16 protein-coding genes are annotated in these 20,427 nt (G+C 65.6%); 11 read left to right on the top strand and 5 right to left on the bottom strand.

Features of this window, described 5'->3' with window-relative positions; all coding sequences use genetic code 11:
• Positions 1-85: 85 nt before the first annotated feature.
• Positions 86-2,863, bottom strand: a complete 2,778-nt coding sequence (locus tag GRZ55_RS11965) for a ribonuclease E/G (protein ID WP_169287162.1) — start codon at positions 2,861-2,863, stop codon at positions 86-88.
• A gap of 605 nt (positions 2,864-3,468) precedes the next feature.
• Between GRZ55_RS11965 and GRZ55_RS11970 the strand changes: the two genes are divergently transcribed.
• From GRZ55_RS11970 to prfB, 3 genes are all read left to right on the top strand, one after another.
• Complete coding sequence (locus GRZ55_RS11970) at positions 3,469-4,737, top strand: N-acetylmuramoyl-L-alanine amidase (RefSeq protein WP_169287163.1); 1,269 nt, start codon at positions 3,469-3,471, stop codon at positions 4,735-4,737.
• Positions 4,738-4,955: 218 nt separating this feature from the next.
• Positions 4,956-7,412 carry a penicillin-binding protein 1A gene (locus tag GRZ55_RS11975; protein ID WP_169287164.1) on the top strand — a complete coding sequence of 819 codons (2,457 nt, stop codon included), beginning with the start codon at positions 4,956-4,958 and terminating at the stop codon, positions 7,410-7,412.
• A gap of 81 nt (positions 7,413-7,493) precedes the next feature.
• A protein-coding gene (gene prfB, locus GRZ55_RS11980) for a peptide chain release factor 2 (RefSeq protein WP_169287165.1) occupies positions 7,494-8,622 on the top strand; the annotation gives its coding sequence in 2 pieces (ribosomal slippage) (positions 7,494-7,559 and positions 7,561-8,622; 1,128 coding nt in all).
• 49 nt (positions 8,623-8,671) lie between these two features.
• On the opposite strand, the gene GRZ55_RS11985 is transcribed toward prfB, so the two are convergent.
• A complete protein-coding gene (locus tag GRZ55_RS11985; RefSeq protein WP_169287166.1) occupies positions 8,672-9,823 on the bottom strand; it encodes a pyridoxal phosphate-dependent aminotransferase in 1,152 nt (383 codons plus the stop codon).
• 134 nt (positions 9,824-9,957) lie between these two features.
• Between GRZ55_RS11985 and GRZ55_RS11990 the strand changes: the two genes are divergently transcribed.
• From GRZ55_RS11990 to GRZ55_RS12020, 7 genes are all read left to right on the top strand, one after another.
• Entirely contained in the window at positions 9,958-11,355 is a 1,398-nt protein-coding gene (locus GRZ55_RS11990; RefSeq protein ID WP_246734700.1) for a M48 family metalloprotease, read from the top strand.
• Between the two features lie 32 nt (positions 11,356-11,387).
• Positions 11,388-12,188 carry a DsbA family protein gene (locus tag GRZ55_RS11995; protein WP_169287167.1) on the top strand — a complete coding sequence of 267 codons (801 nt, stop codon included), beginning with the start codon at positions 11,388-11,390 and terminating at the stop codon, positions 12,186-12,188.
• 132 nt (positions 12,189-12,320) lie between these two features.
• A complete protein-coding gene (gene aroQ, locus GRZ55_RS12000) occupies positions 12,321-12,773 on the top strand; it encodes a type II 3-dehydroquinate dehydratase (protein WP_169287168.1) in 453 nt (150 codons plus the stop codon).
• Between the two features lie 14 nt (positions 12,774-12,787).
• On the top strand, positions 12,788-13,255 hold the full coding sequence (accB, locus tag GRZ55_RS12005; RefSeq protein ID WP_169287169.1) for an acetyl-CoA carboxylase biotin carboxyl carrier protein: 468 nt from the start codon (positions 12,788-12,790) through the stop codon (positions 13,253-13,255).
• Between the two features lie 15 nt (positions 13,256-13,270).
• Positions 13,271-14,614 (top strand): acetyl-CoA carboxylase biotin carboxylase subunit, encoded by a 1,344-nt coding sequence (gene accC / locus GRZ55_RS12010; RefSeq protein ID WP_169287170.1) that lies wholly within the window; start codon positions 13,271-13,273, stop codon positions 14,612-14,614.
• Positions 14,615-14,633: 19 nt separating this feature from the next.
• Positions 14,634-15,245 (top strand): leucyl/phenylalanyl-tRNA--protein transferase, encoded by a 612-nt coding sequence (gene aat / locus GRZ55_RS12015; protein WP_169287171.1) that lies wholly within the window; start codon positions 14,634-14,636, stop codon positions 15,243-15,245.
• A gap of 2 nt (positions 15,246-15,247) precedes the next feature.
• A complete protein-coding gene (locus GRZ55_RS12020) occupies positions 15,248-15,760 on the top strand; it encodes a histidine phosphatase family protein (protein WP_169287172.1) in 513 nt (170 codons plus the stop codon).
• 70 nt (positions 15,761-15,830) lie between these two features.
• On the opposite strand, the gene GRZ55_RS12025 is transcribed toward GRZ55_RS12020, so the two are convergent.
• Positions 15,831-17,021, bottom strand: a complete 1,191-nt coding sequence (locus GRZ55_RS12025) for a PQQ-dependent sugar dehydrogenase (RefSeq protein WP_169287173.1) — start codon at positions 17,019-17,021, stop codon at positions 15,831-15,833.
• A 165-nt stretch (positions 17,022-17,186) separates the two neighbouring features.
• Here GRZ55_RS12025 and GRZ55_RS23700 point away from each other — a divergent pair, with 165 nt between their 5' ends.
• The gene (locus GRZ55_RS23700) at positions 17,187-17,765 is read left to right on the top strand and encodes a thermonuclease family protein (RefSeq protein ID WP_169287174.1); all 579 of its coding nucleotides are present in this window, start codon (positions 17,187-17,189) and stop codon (positions 17,763-17,765) included.
• Between the two features lie 24 nt (positions 17,766-17,789).
• On the opposite strand, the gene GRZ55_RS12035 is transcribed toward GRZ55_RS23700, so the two are convergent.
• Positions 17,790-19,103, bottom strand: coding sequence for a homoserine dehydrogenase (locus GRZ55_RS12035; RefSeq protein WP_169287175.1), 1,314 nt, complete (start codon positions 19,101-19,103; stop codon positions 17,790-17,792).
• A gap of 35 nt (positions 19,104-19,138) precedes the next feature.
• The gene (locus tag GRZ55_RS12040; RefSeq protein ID WP_169287176.1) at positions 19,139-20,356 is read right to left on the bottom strand and encodes an LL-diaminopimelate aminotransferase; all 1,218 of its coding nucleotides are present in this window, start codon (positions 20,354-20,356) and stop codon (positions 19,139-19,141) included.
• Positions 20,357-20,427 lie beyond the last annotated feature (71 nt).

A 20,427-nucleotide genomic window follows, 5' to 3' on the forward strand; every position in this document is an offset into this window, starting at 1 on the left:
CTTTTTCGGTCCGGTATCTCCCCGCATGAAAAAACCCGGCGCCTGGGCGCCGGGTTTTTTGTCGTTCAGCCTACAGGTCCGGCGATCAGAAGAGGCTGCGCCGCTGCCACCAGCCGCTGCGCCGTTTCTCGGGCTCGACGGGCTCCTCCGTATCGCCTGAAACGACCACCGGCTCGGGCGGGGCCTTTTGGGCCGGCTCAGGAGCGGCTTCGGGCTCGGGCTCGGGCGCAGGCTGGACGGCGGGTTCCGGTGTCTGGTCGGCTTCCGGCGCAGGCTCGGATACGGCTTCCGCGGGTGCACCTGCATCCTGCTCGGCCTCCGGTTCGACCTTCTTGCGCCGCGGTGCGCGCTTGCGCTTGGGCTTCTCCTCGGCCTCCGGCGCGGCCTGAACCACCTCCGTGTTCGCCTCGGCAGTGACGGCTTCGGCCGGTGCGGCCTCGTCATCCGTCTTCTTGCGGCGCGAGGTGCGCTTGCGCTTGGGCTTCTCCTCGGCCTCGGGCTCGGCAAGCGCCCCTTCCGCGGCGGGAGTGGGATCGGGCAAGGCGGTTTCTTCGACGGCCCGCTGGGCGGAGAAGTCCTGCGCGGTGTCGGCCTCGCCGGTCACCTCGTGAACCGCATCCTCCCCGCTGACACCGTCATCGTCGCCCGAGGGCGAATCCTGGCCCTCGACGGCGGCCTGCGCGTCCTGATCGCGGCGGTTGCGACGCCCGCCACGACGACCCCGGCGCCGCTTGCGCGGCTTGTCGCCATCGTCCTGACCATCGGCGGAGGCCTGTTCGGCCTGCTCGGCATCGTCGCCATCATCATCGTCTTCGTCGGCCAGCGTCCCGTTGTCGAGATCGCCCGCGGCGTCAGCGACCTGCCTGGCCTCGGAAGGCTGGTCGTCGCGGTCGCGCCCGCCCCGACGGCGGCGGCGGCGACGGCGCTTGCGCGACTGGCCGTCCTCGCGATCGGCTTCGGGCTGGCTTTCGTCAGCGGCCTGAACCTCGCTCTCGACGTCGTCGTCCTCCGGCTCTTCTTCCGCGACGAATGGCTCTTCCTCGATCTCGTCCACCCAGCTCGGCGTGTCGACCACGACGCGCGTGGAGATCTCGCCCTTGTGGATCACGTAATGCTGGCCACCCACGCCGTCATCGGCCTCGATGGTGATGCTGGGGCCGAAACGGGCTTCCAGCTCGACCAGGGTGGAGCGCTTGTGGTTGAGGATGTAGAGCGCGGTCGAAGCCGGCGTGTGCACGATGATGTCGTTGCGCGCATCCTTCAGCAGATATTCCTCGATGGCGCGGATGACGAGCAGCGCGACGGAGGATTCGGAGCGGATGTGGCCGGTGCCGCCGCAATGCGGGCACGGCTGCATGGTGCTTTCCAGAACGCTGGCGCGGATGCGCTGGCGCGACATCTCCAGCAATCCGAAATGCGAGATACGGCCGACCTGGATGCGGGCGCGGTCGTTCTTCAGGCAATCCTTGAGCTTCTTCTCGACCGCGCGGTTGTTGCGGTTCTCCTCCATGTCGATGAAATCGATCACGATGAGACCGGCAAGGTCGCGCAGGCGGAGCTGGCGAGCGACCTCCTCGGCCGCCTCCAGGTTGGTCTGAAGCGCCGTGTCCTCGATCGAATGCTCCTTGGTGGAGCGTCCGGAGTTGACGTCGATGGCGACGAGCGCCTCGGTCTGGTTGATGATGATGTAGCCGCCGGATTTCAGCGTCACCTGAGGATGCAGCATCTTGTCGAGCTGGGCCTCGATGCCGTTGCGCGCGAAGATCGGCACCTTGTCGCGATAGGGCTGGACCATCTTGGCATGGCTCGGCATCAGGAGGCGCATGAAGTCCTTGGCCTCGCGATAGCCCTCCTCGCCGGCGACCATGATCGCCTCGATGTCCTTGTTGTAGAGATCGCGCACGGAACGCTTGATGAGGCTGCCTTCCTCATAAACCAGCGCCGGGGCCGAGGATTCGAGCGTCAGATTGCGCACCGTCTCCCACATGCGCATCAGATATTCGTAGTCGCGCTTGATTTCGGCCTTGGTGCGGGTCTGGCCTGCGGTGCGCAGGATGACGCCCATGCCCTGCGGCACTTCGAGATCCTTGACGATATCCTTGAGGCGCTTGCGGTCCTGGATCGCGGTGATCTTGCGCGAAATGCCGCCACCGCGCGCCGTGTTGGGCATCAGCACGGAATAGCGGCCGGCCAGCGACAGATAGGTGGTCAGCGCGGCACCCTTGTTGCCGCGCTCTTCCTTGACGACCTGCACGAGCAGGATCTGGCGGCGCTTGATGACCTCCTGGATCTTGTAGTGCTTGCGCTGCGGCTTGCGGCGCGTCTGGGCTTCTTCCAGCGCGTCCTCCGCCCCAACATTCTCGACCTCGTCGTCGTCGGAGCCGTTGCCATTGTCGTGGCCGTCGTCGTGACCATTATCGGTCTCGCCGTCATCGTCGGCGTCTTCGGAGACGGTGTCGTCACCTTCCGCCGAAGCTGCCTTTTCCGACTGATCGCGCGAGCCGCGTCCCTTGCCGCGACGGCGCTTGCGGCCGCGGCCGTTCTCGTCGTCGCCGTCATCGTCGTCGGCGGCAGCCGCTTCGGCTTCCGCGCGAAGCAGTTCCTGCCGATCGGCGACGGGGATCTGGTAGTAGTCGGGGTGGATTTCGGAAAAGGCCAGGAAGCCGTGGCGATTGCCGCCATATTCGACGAAGGCCGCCTGGAGCGACGGCTCCACCCGCGTTACGCGGGCGAGATATATATTGCCGCGAAGCTGCTTCTTGTCCTGTGATTCGAAATCGAATTCTTCAATCCGGTTGCCGCGAACGACGACGACCCGTGTTTCCTCCTGGTGGGAGGCGTCTATGAGCATTTTGTTGGGCATTATGCGTTGTCTCCCCGGCGCGGACAGACCAGGACAGGGACGCGGATACGCGTCGAGGACCTGGCGCACTGCGGGCGCCGGACAATGAAATGTCCGCAAGGGAGCGATACGTCATGGCCCGAGGGACCGCAGCCAATGTGGCGCGGAGCGGTTGGGGCTTTCGACTGACCACATGGAGATCCATGAATGCCCTTGCGAAACCAATTGAACCTGGCCCGGCCATGCCGGACCGACTGATTGCTCGGTAACCGAGCCGGCGCGAGATGCCACTCCCCGCCTCTTTCCTCATACGAAGGGTTCCGCGTCACCGGAAACGCCTTGAAGAAACTCCTGGGGATCGCTGCCCATCTAGGCCCGATCGTCATGACATCCTGGAGCTTAAGCGACTTGCGCGAAGGGTTTCCGGGTACGATCGGACCTTGCCTGCATTGCAGCGGTCCTGCCTCGCTTTTATGATTTGACGCAATGCATGGCAACCCTGAATAAGGTCACCACCGAAGTGCGCGCTTGCAAGGGGTGGCGCGGAAAGGTTCGGTTAACCAAAGCCGGGCTACCTGTTCCAGCCGGGCGGCAAGAATAAACGCATCGACGGGGTGAATGCCGGCATGTCCATGACGGGCCACAGATCCAGCACACCGACCGTGAGCGGCGCCCCGCGCGACGTTTTGCGCCGTCTTGTGCTGGTGGTCGCGGCCATGCTGACGCTTGCCGCGGTTCCTGCCGCTTCCGCCGAGGGTGGTTCGCAGCTTGTCGCACAGGAACTGAGGATTGCCGGCGACGCGACCCGAGCGCGTCTTCTGCTGCGATTCGATTCCGAGCCGACACCGCGCTGGTTCCTCCTCAGGAATCCCCATCGCCTCGTCATCGACCTGCCGGAGACCGAATTCGATATCGAATCGGATCAGGTTCAGCCGCGCGGCCTCGTCTCGCGTTTCCAGCACGGCCGACTTGGTCCGGGCACGTCGCGGATCATCATCTCGTCCGAGGGGCCCTTCACGGTCGACCATATCGAGGTGATGGAGAACAGCGATTCGCCGGGCCACCGGCTCGTGGTGGACCTGCTCGCCTCGTCCGACCGCGAATTCGAGGAAGCGCTCGCCGAGCAGATCGCCACCACCGGATCCACCCAGTCGACCCCCAAGACCGACCGGCTTGGCGGCGGCGCCGTCGACCGGGAGGGCCGTCCCTTCGTCATCGTGCTCGATCCCGGCCATGGCGGCATCGACAGCGGCGCGGCGGGCACGAAGGGCACTCAGGAAAAGATGATCACGCTGGCTTTCGCGCTCGAACTGCGCGCCGCCCTGCAGCAGCTTGACGGGTACCAGATCTTCCTGACGCGGGACCGCGACCTATTCCTCACGCTGGACGAGCGGGTGCGAATCGCGCGCCAGCACGAGGCGGATCTCTTCATCTCCATTCATGCCGATTCCTACCGGCAGAGCGGCGTGCGCGGCGCCACCGTCTACACCATCTCCGACCGCCCCTCGGATGCCGAATCGGCGGCTACCGCCATCCGCGAGAACCTTTCCGATGCCATTGCCGGGATCGAGGTGGCCGAAAGCAAGGACGACGTCGCCGACATTCTGGTCGACCTGGTGCGGCGCGAGACACAGCGCTTCTCGATGCGATTCGCCCGCACGCTCGTCGGCAAGCTGTCGCAGCAGATCGATCTCATCAACAACCCGCACCGTTTCGCGGGCTTCAAGGTGCTGCGGGCGCCCGACGTGCCCTCGGTGCTGCTGGAGCTGGGCTATCTCTCCAATCCGCAGGATGAGGAGCAGCTTCGCGACGCCGAATGGCGGGCCGGCGCGATCGACAGCGTGTTGACCGCCATCAAGGCTTTCTCACAGGGTCGCAACGGCTCCGATGGCTGATCCGGACCGCCGGTGGCGGCCGGGGCGCGTTGCAAGCCGACAACAGTTCATGGTTTAATTCGGCGTCGGAATCGGCAAAGGGTCTCGCCGCCGCAATTTGTCCATAACAGCGTTTCACGAGGTGCGTGTGAACAGCAAGCGCGGGCGGGTACCGGCGATTGCGCCTTATCCGCGAGCGGCTTATATGCCCCGACACTCGCGCATGAACTGGAGCGGGAATGCTACGTCTCATCGGATATTTCTTCGGGATCGGTACCGTGCTGGCGCTCGTCGCAGCGGCAGGCGTCGTCCTCTACATAAACGAGGTCTCGAAGGATCTGCCTGATTACGAGGTGCTCGCGAACTACGAGCCGCCCGTGACGACCCGCGTGCATGCTGCCGATGGCGCGCTGATGGCAGAGTTCGCGCGCGAAAGGCGCCTCTATCTTCCCGTGCAGGCCATTCCCGACCGCGTGAAGGCGGCGTTCCTTTCGGCCGAGGACAAGAACTTCTATACCCATCCCGGCATCGACGTGCTGAGCAACGTTCGCGCGATCGTCACCAACGTGCAGAATTTCGGTTCGGGCCGCAGGCCGGTCGGCGCCTCGACCATCACGCAGCAGGTCGCCAAGAACTTCCTGCTCGATTCGAGCGTGACCTACGACCGCAAGGTTCGGGAGATGATCCTCTCGTTCCGCATCGAGAACGCCTATTCCAAGGACCGCATCCTCGAGCTCTATCTCAACGAGATCTTCTTCGGACTTGGCGCCTACGGAATCGCCGGCGCGGCGCTCACCTATTTCGACAAATCGGTGAACGAGCTGACCCTGGCCGAGGCCGCCTATCTGGCCGCCCTTCCCCGTGGTCCGTCCAACTACCATCCCTTCCGCCACACCGACCGCGCCATCGAGCGCCGCAACTGGGTCATCGACCAGATGGTGGCAAACGGTTATGTGGAGCCCGACGAGGCGGCCAAGGCACAGGCCCTGCCGCTCGAGGTCTCCCCGCGTCGCACGGGCACCTATCTCTTCGCGGGCGAGTATTTCACCGAAGACGTCCGCCGCGAACTCATCGCCCGCTATGGCGAGGACGCGCTCTATGGCGGTGGCCTGTCCGTGCGCACCACGCTCGACCCCGACATGCAGCTCAAGGCGCGCAGCGCGCTCCATAACGGCTTCCTGCGGTACGACACGCTGCGCGGCTTCCGCGGGCCGGTGGAGACGATCGACGCCTCGGGCGACTGGGGCGTGCCGCTGGGCGAGATCCGCGGTCTCTCCGACGTCCCCGAATGGCGCCTGGCGGTGGTACTGGAAGCTTCCTCCAGCGGCCTGACGCTCGGCCTCCAGCCGGAACGCCAGGCCTCCGGCGAACTGGTCGAGGCGCGCGAGACCGTCACGGTCGCCACCGACGACATGGAATGGGCGCTGCGCCACACCGTCAACGGACAGCGCGTACGCGCCAATTCGCCGGCCGAAGTGCTTGAACCGGGCGACGTCGTCTTTGTCGAAGCCAAGGACGATGGCGAAGGCTACCAGCTGCGCCAGATTCCGCAGGTCTCGGGCGGCATGGTAGCGATGGATCCCCATACCGGTCGCGTTCTGGCCATGGTGGGCGGCTTCTCCTTCGCGCAGTCGCAGTTCAACCGCGCCACGCAGGCCTTCCGCCAGCCCGGTTCCTCCTTCAAGCCGATCCTCTATGCCGCGGCACTCGACAATGGCTACACGCCGGCCTCCGTGGTCGACGATGCGCCCATCACCATCCGCATCGGAAACCAGGTATGGGAGCCGCGCAACTATGGCGGTGGCTTCGCCGGCCCCTCGACGCTGCGCGCCGGCATCGAACGCTCGCGCAACCTGATGACGGTGCGGCTTGCAAACGACATGGGCATGAATCTCGTGGCCGAATATGCCGAGCGTTTCGGCGTCTACGACCGCATGCTGCCGGCGCTGGCCAACTCGCTCGGCTCGGGCGAGACCACGGTAATGCGCATGGTGTCGGCCTATTCGATCATGGCCAATGGTGGGCGTCACATCACGCCCTCGCTGATCGACCGCATCCAGGACCGCTACGGCAAGACCGTCTACCGGCACGACGAACGGCTCTGCCACGGCTGCAACGCCAATGGCTGGGACGGCCAGGCCCTGCCGGAGCTGATCGACGAACGCGACCAGGTGCTCGATCCGATGACGGCCTACCAGATCACCTCGATGATGGAAGGTGTCGTGCAGCGCGGTACCGCCACCACGCTTGCCGAACTCGGTCACCCGATCGCCGGCAAGACGGGCACGACCAACGACGCCCGCGACGTCTGGTTCGTCGGCTACACGCCCGATCTCGTGGTCGGCCTCTATCTCGGTTTCGATCAGCCGCGCTCGCTGGGCAATGGCGCGACCGGCGGCGGGCTTGCCGCACCGATCTTCAAGGAGTTCATGGCCGAAGTTCTGGAAGGCAAGGAACCCGTCGCCTTCCGCGTGCCGGACGGCATGAACCGCATCGCCATCAACCGGACCACCGGCATGCGCGCCGGCCAGGGCGAGGAAGGCGTGATCATGGAAACCTTCAAGCCGGGCACGGGGCCTGCCGACAGCTACTGGGTCATCGGCCTCGGTTCGCTCGAAAACGAGGAGCGCGCGAGAGAGATCTCGCCCCAGGCCAGCGATGCCATCCTGTCGGGATCCGGCGGCGGCCTTTACTGATCCGGCCTGCCTTTACACCCGGCGCGGGCCTCAATATGGTCCGCGCCGTTCTTCCAATTGCACCGATGGATTGTGACTGCCATGCGCGCAGAGACGGAAATGCTTGTCGACGAAATCAAGCAGGCCATAAGCCTGCTGAGGAGGCATCTTTGACTGGGATCAGGCACTCAAGCGGCTCGATTACCTGAACGCTGAAGCCGAGAATCCCGACCTCTGGAACGATCCCGCCGAAGCCCAGAAGCTGATGCGCGAGCGCCAGTCGCTGGAAGACAATGTCAAGGCGATCCGCGGGCTCGAACAGGCGCTTGACGACAATGTCGGCCTGATCGAGCTCGGCGAGGAGGAAGGCGACCAGTCCGTGGTCGCCGAAGCCGAGACGGCCATCCGCTCGCTCAAGGGCGAGATCGCGCAGCGCCAGATCCAGACGCTCCTTTCGGGCGAGGCCGATTCCAACGACAGCTATTTGGAAGTCCACGCCGGTGCCGGCGGCACGGAGAGCCAGGACTGGGCCAACATGCTCTTGCGCATGTACACGCGCTGGGCCGAGAAGCGCGGCATGAAGGTCGAGGTCCTGGAGCTCCACGATGGCGAAGAAGCCGGCATCAAGTCGGCCACGATCCACATTAAGGGCCATAATGCCTATGGATGGCTGAAGACGGAATCGGGCGTGCACCGACTGGTGCGCATCTCGCCCTTCGATTCCAATGCGCGCCGTCACACGTCTTTTGCCAGCGTCTGGGTCTATCCCGTCATCGACGATTCGATCGAGATCGACGTGTCGGAAGCCGACGTGCGCATCGACACCTACCGTGCCTCGGGCGCGGGCGGCCAGCACGTCAACACGACCGATTCGGCCGTGCGCATCACGCATATCCCGTCAGGCATAGTGGTGGCCTGCCAGCAGGAGCGCTCGCAGCACAAGAACCGTGCCAAGGCCTGGGACATGCTGCGCGCGCGGCTCTACGAGGCCGAACTGCAGCGCCGCGAGGAAGCCGCCAACGCGACCGCCTCGTCGAAGACCGACATCGGCTGGGGCCACCAGATCCGCTCCTACGTGCTGCAGCCCTACCAGCTCGTGAAGGACCTGCGCACGGGCGTCGAGAACACCAGCCCGCAAAACGTGCTGGACGGCGATCTCGACGGCTTCATGGAGGCCTCGCTGTCGCAGAAGATCGAGGGCGCGGCCGAGCCGGTCGCCGATCTGGACTAGAAAAGACGAATCGAAGCCGGGACTTGTCCCGGCTTCTTCGCATTCCGATTCACGCTTTCAGCCATTCCTTCAGACGCGCCAGCGCTGTCTCGACGTCCTGCGGCGATCCCGCGTAGGAAAAGCGCATGTAGCGCGCGCCGTCGAAGGGATCGAAGTCGCGCCCAGGCGTCGCCGCGACACCTGCCTCGGCGAGCATCCGCCAGGCGAACTCCATGCTGTCGTTGCTGTGGGCCGACACGTCGCAATAGGCGTAGAAGGCGCCGTCCATGGGCGCAGCCAGCGGCAGGCCAAGGCGTGGCAGGCGATCCATCAGCAGCGCCCGGTTCGCCTCGTAGCGTCCGCGCACCGCCGACAGCTCCTCGTCGGCCGAAAAGGCGGCGACCGCCGCGCGTTGCGACAGTTCCGGCGCCGAGATGTAGAGGCTCTGCTGCAGCCTCTCGACCTGGCGCACCAGCCATTCGGGCAACACCATCCAGCCGACGCGCCAGCCGGTCATGCAGTAATATTTGGAGAAAGAATTGATGACCACGACATCCTGCCCGAAGGACAGCGCGCTGACATCGGGCGCCACATAGTTCAGCCGGTGGTAAATCTCGTCGGAGATGACCGCGATGCCGTTTTCGCGCGCCGTCTCCACAAGTTCGCGCAGATCGTCGGCGGGGATCGTGGCGCCGGTCGGATTGGCGGGACTGGCGAAAAGCACCCCCTTGAGCGGCTTCTGGGCATGGGCGGCGAGCAGATGAGCGGCCGTCAGGTGCCCCTCGCCCGGATGGCCGATCTCGACGACGTCGAGCCCGAGCGCGCTCAGGATGTTGCGGTAGGCGGGATAGCCGGGAACGGTGATCGCCACCCGGTCGCCGGCCTCGAACATGCCGAGAAAGGCCAGATTGAAGCCGGCCGACGAGCCGGTCGTCACCGCGATGCGCGAAACGGGGACCTCCAGACCGTAATGCGTTGCATAGTGGCCCGCGATTGCCTGGCGCAGTTCGAGAATGCCGAGCGCGTCGGTATAGCCAATGCTGCCTGCGGCCAGCGCCACTTCGGCCGCGCGGCGCACGGGAACGGGTGCCGCATCGCCAGGCTGGCCGACCGCCATGGAGACGATGTCCCGGCCCGCCGCGCGCAGCCGGTTGGCTTCGGCAAGCACATCCATGGCGTGGAACGGTTCGACCGCGCCGCGCCGCGAGAGAAAAGCTGTCATGAATGCTCCGGTGGACCTGCCGCGGGGCCCCGCCCCGCCGCACAAATGCCCGATTGCTATGGGGATCACAAGTTACTGAAAGGCTCCGCCGCGCACTTTTCAAGTGCTGGGCCGTCAGATACGAGGTGCGTGTCATGACGAAAGCGAAAACCGGGACGAGCATGATCGAGGGGCTGCTGCGCCGCGCCGGCCTTGCCTGCCTCGCGGCCAGCCTCTGCCTGCTCCCGGCCCCAGCCGAGGCGCAGCAGCGTTCCATTCCGGTGGTGCGCGATACCGAGATCGAAGCCCTGGTCCGCGACTATACGCGCCCGATCCTCGAGGCCGCCGGGCTGACGCGCTCGGGCGTCGAGATCATCCTCGTCAACAACAATTCATTCAATGCCTTCGTCGCCGGGCGGCGCATGTTCATCCACACCGGCGCGCTGGCGGCCGCCGAGACACCCAACGAGATCATCGGCGTCATCGCGCATGAGGCGGGACACCTGGCCGGCGGCCATCAGGAGCGTCTGCGCGAGCAGCTCTCGCGCGCCGAGACGATGGCCGTGGTCGCGGCTCTGCTGGGCATGGGCGCGGGCGTCGCGGGGGCTGCCACCGGATCGGGCGGACTTGCCCAGGCGGGCGCGGGCATCGCGATCGGCGGCGGCGAGATGGCGCGGCGCGGCTTCCTCTCCTACCAGCGCAGCGAAGAGACGACCGCCGACCGGTCGGCCATCACCTATCTGGAGCGCACCGGCCAGTCGGGGCGCGGCATGCTGCGCACCTTCGAGCGCTTCTCGGGAGCGCTGGCCCTTTCGGGGGCACGTGTCGATCCCTACCAGCAGAGCCATCCCGCCCCACGCGAGCGCATCGTCGCCCTTCAGGATCTCGTGCGCGCAAGCCGCTACTACGAGCGTACGGATCCGCCGGAGCTGCAGCTGCGCCACGACATGGCGCGTGCCAAGATTGCCGCCTACACGATGGGCCATGGTGCGGTCCAGCGCATGTTCCGCGACAATATCCGCAGCCTGCCGGCGGCTTATGGCGACGCGATCCAGACCTATCTGTACGGCAATCCCGCGCAGGCCATCTCCAAGATCGACGCGCTGATCGCCCAGCAGCCCGGCAATCCCTATTTCCACGAGCTTCGGGGCCAGGCGCTCATCCGCGCCAACAGGCCGACGGAGGCGATCGATTCGCTGTCGCGCGCGGTGCAGAACGTGCGCGGCAACAGCGGGCTGATGCGGGTCGGGCTGGGCCAGGCCCTGGTTGCCATCGGCACGCCTGACGCGCTTGCCCGCGCGGTGCGCGAATTGCGGGCGGGCCTCGATGCGGCGCCGGAATTCGCCAGCGGCTGGGAATCGCTTGCCCAGGCCTATGGCATGCAGGGCGAGGTGGCGCAGGCCGAGCTTGCCACCGCCGAGAGCCACTTCCATCGCGGCGCCATTCGCGACGCGAAAATCTTCGCCGCCCGCGCCCAGCAGCGACTGGCGAACGGCTCGCCCGGCTGGGTCAGGGCACAGGACATCATCAACTTCCGCGAACCGGGCCGCTGACGGCGTCGGAGCGGCAATCAGGGTACAAATACATGGGCAAGGCAATTGCGGTCGGCGTCGTGGGGCTGGTCATCTCCGCCATCATGCTGGGCATGGGCTTCATGGCGGGCAGAGGCGACACCGCCGCGGTCGGCCCGGCGCCGATGGCGCTGGAGCGCAGCGGCCAGATCGATCGCGAGGGCGTCGAGGCGATCGTCTACGACTTTCTCATCAACAATCCCGAAGTCATGCTCGACGTCCAGTCCGCGCTGGAGGCGCGCGAGCAGGAGAACCGCACGACCGCTGCCCGTAACGCCATTTCCCAGCTGAGCGGCGACATCTTCAACGCGTCTCTCGACGGTGTCATCGGCAACCCTGAGGGCGACGTGACGATCGTGGAATTCTTCGATTACAATTGCGGTTTCTGCAAACGCGCGATGGAAGACATGGACGCGGTCATCGCCGCCGATCCCAATGTGCGCTTCGTGCTCAAGGAATTTCCGATCCTCGGACCGGATTCTCAGGCCGCTCATGTCGTGTCCAAGGCTTTCAACTCGCTTCATCCGGAGAACTACGCCGATTTCCACCGCCAGCTGATGAGCATCGACGGGCGCGCCAACGAAGCCGCCGCGATCCGCGTCGCGCTCCAGAACGGAGCCGATGAGGCCGAGCTGCGCCAGGCCATGCAGGACCCCTCGCTCGGCGACGCTTTCGAGCGCACCTACACGCTGGCCAACCGGCTTTCGATTACCGGCACCCCCTCCTATGTGATCGGCGAAGACGTCGTGTTTGGCGCCCAGGGCGCGAGCGTCCTGTTCGATCGGGTCGAGGAGGCGCGCTCCGCCACCCAGTAGCGGCCAAGGGGGTCGTTTCCAGTGAATTGCGGCCCTCGAACAGCCGTCAGGCAGGTGCCAAGCCATTGCGTTGCGCGCCATGCAGACTATAGAGGGTGCTGCACGACACGGCCCCGGCCCTGGATATATTGAATGGCAAAACCGGTCTACGTCCTGAACGGCCCCAACCTGAACATGCTCGGCAAGCGTGAGCCGCAGACCTATGGGAACACGACGCTGGACGGTATCGAGCAGCTCTGCCGGCGCGCCGGCGAGAAAATCGGCCTGACGATCGATTTCCGCCAGACCAACCATGAGGGTGTTCTGGTGGACTGGGTTCAGGAAGCGGGCGAGAAATCCGCCGGCATCGTCATCAATCCGGGTGCCTATGGCCACACGTCGATTGCCCTCCACGACGCCATTCGCGCCGTCGCGCCGCTCAAGGTCGTGGAAGTGCACATCTCCAACATCCATGCGCGCGAGACCTTCCGCCACAGATCGATGATCGCGCCGGCCGCCGCCGGCATGATCTGCGGTCTCGGTCCGCAGGGCTACGCCATGGCGCTGCAAGCATTTTCGGCCTCGGACGAGGCGCAGGAGCGATAGGGACAGACCTACCCATGACAAGCAAGAAACCCGCCGTCGACCAGCAGCTCATCCGCGACCTCGCGCATATTCTCGACGAGACCAACCTGACCGAGATCGAGGTCGAGCAGGATGCGATGCGCATCCGCGTGTCGCGGCAGTCTTCCGGCGGACCCGTCCACTACGCCCCGCCACCTGCAGCGGCGCCCGCCAGCGCGTCCGTTCAGCCGGCAGCCGCCGCCGAGACGGCTGCCGCTTCCGACAGGGCGCGCAACACCGTGCCCTCGCCGATGGTGGGCACGGCCTACCTGGCCCCGTCTCCCGATGCCAAGCCGTTCATCGAGGTGGGCCAGAGCGTCAAGGAAGGCCAGACGCTGCTCATCATCGAAGCGATGAAGACGATGAACCAGATCCCCTCCCCGCGCTCCGGCACCGTGACCGCGATCCTGTGCGAGGACGCCCAGCCCGTCGAATTCGGCGAGCCGCTGGTGGTCATCGAATAGGGATCGGGGCAATCGATGTTTCAGAAAATCCTCATTGCCAATCGCGGTGAAATCGCGCTGCGCGTCCTGCGCGCCGCACGCGAGCTCGGCATCAAGACGGTGGCCGTGCATTCGACCGCCGATGCCGAGGCCATGCATGTCAGGCTCGCCGACGAGAGCGTCTGCATCGGCCCCCCCGCCTCGCGCGACAGCTATCTCAACATCCACCAGATCGTGGCGGCCTGCGAGATCACCGGCGCCGACGCCATCCATCCGGGCTACGGTTTCCTGTCGGAGAACGCCAAGTTCGCCGAAATCCTGGAAGCCCACGACATCACCTTCATCGGTCCGCGCGCCCAGCACATCCGTATCATGGGCGATAAGATCGAGGCCAAGAAGACGGCCAAGCGCCTCGGCATCCCCGTGGTGCCGGGGTCGGAAGGCGCCGTTACCGAGGAAAGCGAGGCGCTGAAGATCGCCGCGGAGATCGGGTATCCCGTCATCGTGAAGGCGGCAGCCGGCGGCGGCGGTCGCGGCATGAAGGTGGCCCGCTCCGAAGAGGAGATGCGCGTCGCGCTCGGCACGGCACGTTCCGAAGCCGGCGCTGCCTTCGGTGACGACGCGGTCTATATCGAGAAATACCTGTCCAAGCCGCGCCACATCGAGATCCAGGTGATGGGCGACGGCGAGGGCCAGGCCATTCATCTCGGCGAGCGCGACTGCTCGCTGCAGCGGCGCCACCAGAAGGTGTGGGAAGAGGCCTTCTCGCCCGCCCTCAACGCCTCCGAGCGCCAGCGCATCGGCGAGATCTGTTCCAAGGCGGTTGCCGATCTCGGCTATTCGGGCGCCGGCACGATCGAGTTCCTCTACGAGGATGGCGAGTTCTACTTCATCGAGATGAACACGCGCCTGCAGGTCGAGCATCCGGTGACCGAAGCGATCACCGGCATCGACCTCGTGCATGAACAGATCCGCATCGCGTCGGGCGGCGGCCTTTCGGTGCGCCAGCAAGATGTCAGCTTCGAGGGCCATGCCATCGAGTGTCGCATCAATGCCGAGGACCCGCGTACCTTCACGCCTTCGCCCGGGACCGTGACGCATTTCCACACGCCCGGCGGGCTGGGCATCCGCGTCGATTCGGCGGTCTATTCGGGCTACAAGATCCCGCCCTATTACGACAGCCTGATCGGCAAGCTGATCGTGCACGGGCGCAATCGGGTCGAATGCATGATGCGCCTGCGCCGCGCGCTCGACGAATTCGTTGTCGACGGCATCAACACGACGCTGCCCCTGTTCCGCGAACTCGTCGGCAACATTGACATCGCCAATGGCGATTACGACATCCACTGGCTGGAGAAACATCTCGCAGCCAAGGGCTGAAGTCCTGACGGAACAACACATGTCGCGACCGCTCGCGCCCGGACAGCGGATACCGCCTGACCTCCTGCTTCGCGCCTACGCGACGGGCGTGTTTCCCATGGCCGAGAGCCAGGACGATACGGAGGTATTCTGGGTGCGCCCGGAAGAACGCGGCATCATCCCGCTCGATCGCTTCCATGTGCCGAAGAGCCTCGCCAAGAAGATCAGGCAGCGACCCTTCGACATCCGCTTCGACAGCGATTTCGCCGGCGTCATCGAGGGCTGCGCCGAGACGCGCTTGGGCCGGACAAGCACATGGATCAACCAGCCGATCCGCCAGGCCTACCGGGCGCTCTTCGAACGTGGCAATTGCCACACGGTCGAAGCCTGGCAGGACGGACGTCTCGTGGGCGGGCTCTATGGGGTCACGCTGGGCCGGGCCTTCTTCGGCGAAAGCATGTTCGCGCGCGAGCGCGACGCCTCCAAGATCTGCCTGGCGCATCTCGTCGAGCGCCTGAAGGAGCGCGGATTCATCCTTCTCGACACGCAGTTCACCACCGATCATCTCAAACGCTTCGGAGCCATCGACGTGCCGCGCGCGCGCTACGAGACGCTTCTGGAGGAGGCGCTGCAAGGTGCCGCGGAGTTCTGACAATGGCCAGCCGCCTTCTCCTGATGCGCCACGCCAAGGCGCGCTGGCCGAGCCCGGGTTCGGACGATTTCGACCGTCCACTGACCGATATCGGCATCCAGGAAGCCCGCTCCATGGCCGATATGATCGAGGCGGCGGGCCTGCGTCCCGATCTGGTGCTCTGCTCGGGCGCAAGACGCTGCCGCGAGACCTGGCAGCAACTGTCCAACTCGATCGAGGTGGAGGCGGTCGAGTATGACGATGCGCTTTATTCGAACGATGCGGCTGGCTATCTCGACCATGTACGCCTGCACGGCGCGGCGGGCACCCTGCTTGTCATCGGCCACAACCCGATGACGGAGGAACTGGCGATGGCGCTGACCTCGGACCGCACCGGGGCGGCGCCCTCGGCACTGGCGGGCGGGTTTCCGACCGCGGCCCTGGCGGTGATCGAGACGGCAGGGGCGCTTTCGGAGCTCAGGCCCTCGGGCGCACGGCTCGAGGCCTTCATCACGCCGCGCGAACACGCCGACTGACGTCCAGACGCGAAAGCCCCGCCGGGCGACCTGCACCGGCGGGGTTTGTGGCTGTCATTTCCGCAATTGGTCAGTCTGAGGCGGGCACCAGACGCACCAGCGGCGCGTTGGAATCGTCGATCAGCACATAAAGATAGCCATTGTCCGGACCCACGGCGACGTCACGGATGCGCCAGCCTTCGCCATCCAGCAACCGCTCCTCCATCTCCACTTCCATGCCGTTGACGCTGAAGTGGCCGAGATACTGGTGCGCGAGATTGCCCATGAACATGTTGCCCTGCCAGCCCTCGAAGGCATCGCCATCATAGAAGGTCAGGCCCGAGGGCGGGAAGCCTTCCGGATGATCCGACTCCCACCAGTAGACAGGATCGACGGTGTCGGCGACTTCCGGCGGGGTCGGCGCGAATCGCTCACCCGTGCGGTAGTCCACGCCCCAGGTCGCGATCGGCCAGCCGAAATTGCCGCCGCCCTGGATGACGTTGATCTCGTCGCCATTGTTCTCGCCGTGCTCGTTCTGCCAGAGCTCGCCCGTCTCTGGATGGAACGCCAGGCCCTGCGGGTTGCGGTGGCCGTAGGACCAGATCGTGTCGCGGGCTTCCTCGACGTCCACGAAGGGATTGTCCTCCGGCACCGACCCGTCAGCCTCCAGGCGATGGATCTTGCCGAGGTCGCCGGTCAGATCCTGCGCATAGTGCTGCGGCCCGAAATCCTTGGACTGGCGGTCGCCGACGGAGAAATAGACACGGTTGTCGCTATCGAAGGCGATGCGGGAGCCATAGTGGCCCTGGCCGGCATCGTCGAAAGGCTCTGCCACGAACAGTTCTTCCAGATCGCTCAGTTCGAGGGCATCAATGTCGAGGCGGGCGCGGCCGATATAGGTCGAGCTCTGACCATCGTCATTGATGCCCGACCAGGCCATGTAGAGCCAGTTCTCGTCGGCGAAATCGGGGTAGAGCGCGATGTCGAGCAGGCCGCCCTGCCCTTGCGCATGAATGTCGGGCAACCCCGAAATCTCCTCGACCTCACCGCTGTCGCGGTCGACCAGCTTGAGACGTCCAGGCCGCTCGCTGACCAGCAGGCGCCCGTCTTCCGGCACGAAGGCCATGCCCCAGGCATTGTCAAAGCCCTCGGCCACGGTCTCGATCTCGTAGGCCGATTCTTCCTGCGCGTGCGCACCGGGAACGGCGAAGGCGACGGCCAGCGCGAGAGCACTTGCGGTGAGGGTGAAATCGGCGCGGATGCGGCGCGTGCGTGCGAGCATGATCTTCTCCTGTTGCGATGGGATGTCCCTTGGGCAACCCATCCGTGTCGCCCCGGTTCCGCAAAAAGCGCGTAGCCCGATCACGTCCGCTTGAATCGATCGCCTTAACCGGTCCGCAATTGAACGAAGGCTAAGGAGTCGCAGCGATGCGATTCGGAGGCGGGGTTGGCGAGATTCGGAAAGGCAGGCAGCAAGCCGCGCGGCTCACGAAAGCCGACGCAGCGGCGTAGCCCTCCGCGGCGGTTCCGCTACGGGCTGCAACAGATTTCGCGCGATTTCGGAATCGTCGCGGCGGCAGCCTTCATCGGTTTCGGCCTGGCCTATTCCTGGCAGCCGCAGTCGGAACGCGCCGGCCTGCCGCAAACCGACAGTCATCTGGTGGCCTATGCGCCGGCGCGCGATTTCCCGATCTGCGGCTCGGGCCAACGGGTCAATTGCGTGGTCGACGGCGACACTTTCTGGTTCGACGGGGAACGAGTCCGGATCGCCGATATCGACGCACCGGAAATCTCGCGCCCCGAATGCAGCCGCGAGGCCGAACTCGGGCGTCGGTCCACCCAGCGCCTGCAGGCACTGCTCAATGAGGGCCCGTTCGAACTGCGCCGCCAAGGCAGCCGCGACCGCGACGTCTACGGACGGCTGCTGCGCACCGTGCACCGCGACGGCGGCTCGCTGGGGGATGTGCTCGTGAACGAAGGTCTTGCCCGGCACTGGCGCGGGCGCTCCGAGCGGTGGTGCGGCTAGGACGACAAAAGCCCGCCCGTCGCGTCAGGCGGCGCGTTCGATGCGGATAACCTGCGGCTTGTCGATCAGGTGTCCGTCGCCGGTGATCTTCTCGACCGCCTTGCGCACCGAGGCCTCCATGGTCTCATGCGTGACCAGGATCACCGTCTTCACATCGGGCGTGTTCTGGCCATTGGCGTGCTGGACGATGGATTCCAGCGAAATGTTGTTTTCCGCCATGCGCTTGGCGACAGCCGCGAAGACGCCGGCGCGGTCGCGCACCGACAGGCGGATGAAATAGCCCCCCTCGTGGCTGCGCATGCGCGCACGCTTGTAGGGCGCCAGTTCGCGCACCGGCCGTCCGAAGACCGGACCGTGCTGGAAGCCCGGCCGGCTCTTGGCGATGTCGGCCAGATCGCCGATTACGGACGAGGCGGTCGCGTCGCCGCCCGCCCCCGGTCCCGAAAGCAGCAACTCGCCCAGCGTGTCGGTCTCGATCGCCACCGCATTCGTAACGCCATGAACCTGCGCGATCACCGATGACATCGGCACCATGGTCGGGTGGACACGCTGCTCAATGCCGGTCTCGGTGCGCAGCGCCACGCCGAGCAGCTTGATGCGGTAGCCGAGTTCGCCCGCCGCCTTGATGTCTGCCTGGGTGATGTTGGAGATGCCTTCCAGATAGATGTCGTCGGGCGAGATCTTGGTGCCGAAGGCGAGGCTCGTCAGAATGGCGAGCTTGTGGGCGGTGTCCTGGCCCTCGATATCGAAGGTCGGGTCCGCCTCGGCATAGCCCAGCCGCTGGGCGTCCGCCAGGCACTCGGCGAAATCCATCTTCTCGGCTTCCATGCGGGTGAGGATGTAGTTGCAGGTGCCGTTGAGGATGCCGTAGACGCGGCTGATCGTATTGGCCGCCATCGCCTCGCGCATGGTCTTGATGATCGGGATGCCGCCGGCCACCGCCGCCTCGTAATTGAGGAGCACGCCCTTCTTCTCGGCGATCTCCGCCAGCGCCAGACCCTGGCTGGCGAGCAGCGCCTTGTTGGCAGTCACCACGTGACGGCCGGCCTTGAGCGCCGCCTTCACGCAGGCCATGGCGGGGCCGTTATCGCCGCCGATCAGCTCGACCAGCACGTCGATCCCGGCTTTCTCGGCCATCTCGGCGGCGTCGTCGTACCATTCGATGCCGGACAGATCGATGCCGCGGTCGCGGCTCCTGTCGCGCGCGCTGACGGCGGTGACGACGATCGGACGCCCGCATTGCCGGGTGAGTTCGTCCGACTTGGCGGCGAGAATTCGGACGACGGATGAGCCGACCGTACCAAGGCCGGCAACGCCGACGCGCAACGCTTCACTCATGTTCCGGGATGCCCCCTGTCCGTAGCTTCTCGGCCTCAGCGCCGCGCGCCGAGCGCCACGACGTTGTCGGGCTTCGACTGCGTGTCGGCGAGGAACCGCTTGATGTTGCGCGCCGCCTGGCGGATGCGGTGCTCGTTCTCGACCAGCGCCACGCGCACGAAATCATCGCCGTGTTCGCCGAAACCGATGCCCGGCGCAACCGCCACATGGGCCTTTTCCACCAGGAGCTTGGAGAATTCGAGCGAGCCGATTTCCCTGAACTGATCGGGGATCGGCGCCCAGGCAAACATCGTGGCTGCAGGTGCCGGGATCTGCCAGCCGGCGCGGCCGAAGGCTTCGACCATGACATCGCGGCGGCGATGATAGATCGACCTTACCTCTGCGATGTCTGTGCCATCGCCGTTCAGCGCGGCGGTGGCGGCGACCTGGATCGGCGTGAAGGCACCGTAGTCGAGATAGGACTTCACCCGCGCAAGCGCCGCAATCAGCCGCTCGTTGCCGACCGCAAAGCCCATCCGCCAGCCTGGCATCGAAAAGGTCTTCGACATGGACGTGAACTCGACGGCGATGTCGATGGCGCCGGGCACCTGAAGGATCGAGGGCGGCGGCTCGCTGCCGAAATAGATCTCGGCATAGGCGAGATCGGACAGGATGATGATGTCGTTGCGGCGCGCATAGGCGACCACGTCCTTGTAGAAATCCAGCGAGGCGACATAGGCCGTCGGATTGGACGGGTAGTTCATGATCAGCGCGAGCGGCTTTGGGATCGAATGGCGCACGGCACGCTCAAGCGCGGGGATGAAGCCGTCATCGGGCTCCACCTGCATGGACCGGATGACGCCCCCCGACATGATGAAGCCGAAGGCATGGATCGGATAGGTCGGGTTGGGACACAGGATGACGTCGCCCGGCGCGGTGATCGCCTGGGCCATGTTGGCGAAGCCTTCCTTGGAGCCCAGCGTGGCGACCACCTGACAGTCGGCATCGAGCTTCACGCCGAACCGGCGCTCGTAATAGCGCGCCTGCGCACGACGCAGACCGGGGATGCCGCGCGAGGAAGAATAACGGTGCGTGCGCGGGTCGCGCACCACGTCCACCAGCTTGTCCACGATGGCCTGGGGCGTGGGAAGGTCGGGATTGCCCATGCCGAGATCGATGATATCGGCGCCTTCGGCGCGCGCGGCGGCCTTCAGCCGGTTGACCTGCTCGAAAACGTATGGCGGCAGCCTGCGAACCTTGTGAAACTCTTCCATGGCGCTTTTCCCGAGGCAAGCGCCGCTCCTGGCCGACGGCGCGCCCGCGCTATACACCCATTCGCGGAGTC

It is taken from the genome of Chelativorans sp. ZYF759 (genome assembly GCF_012911015.1).
In the GTDB taxonomy this organism is placed as follows: domain Bacteria; phylum Pseudomonadota; class Alphaproteobacteria; order Rhizobiales; family Rhizobiaceae; genus ZYF759.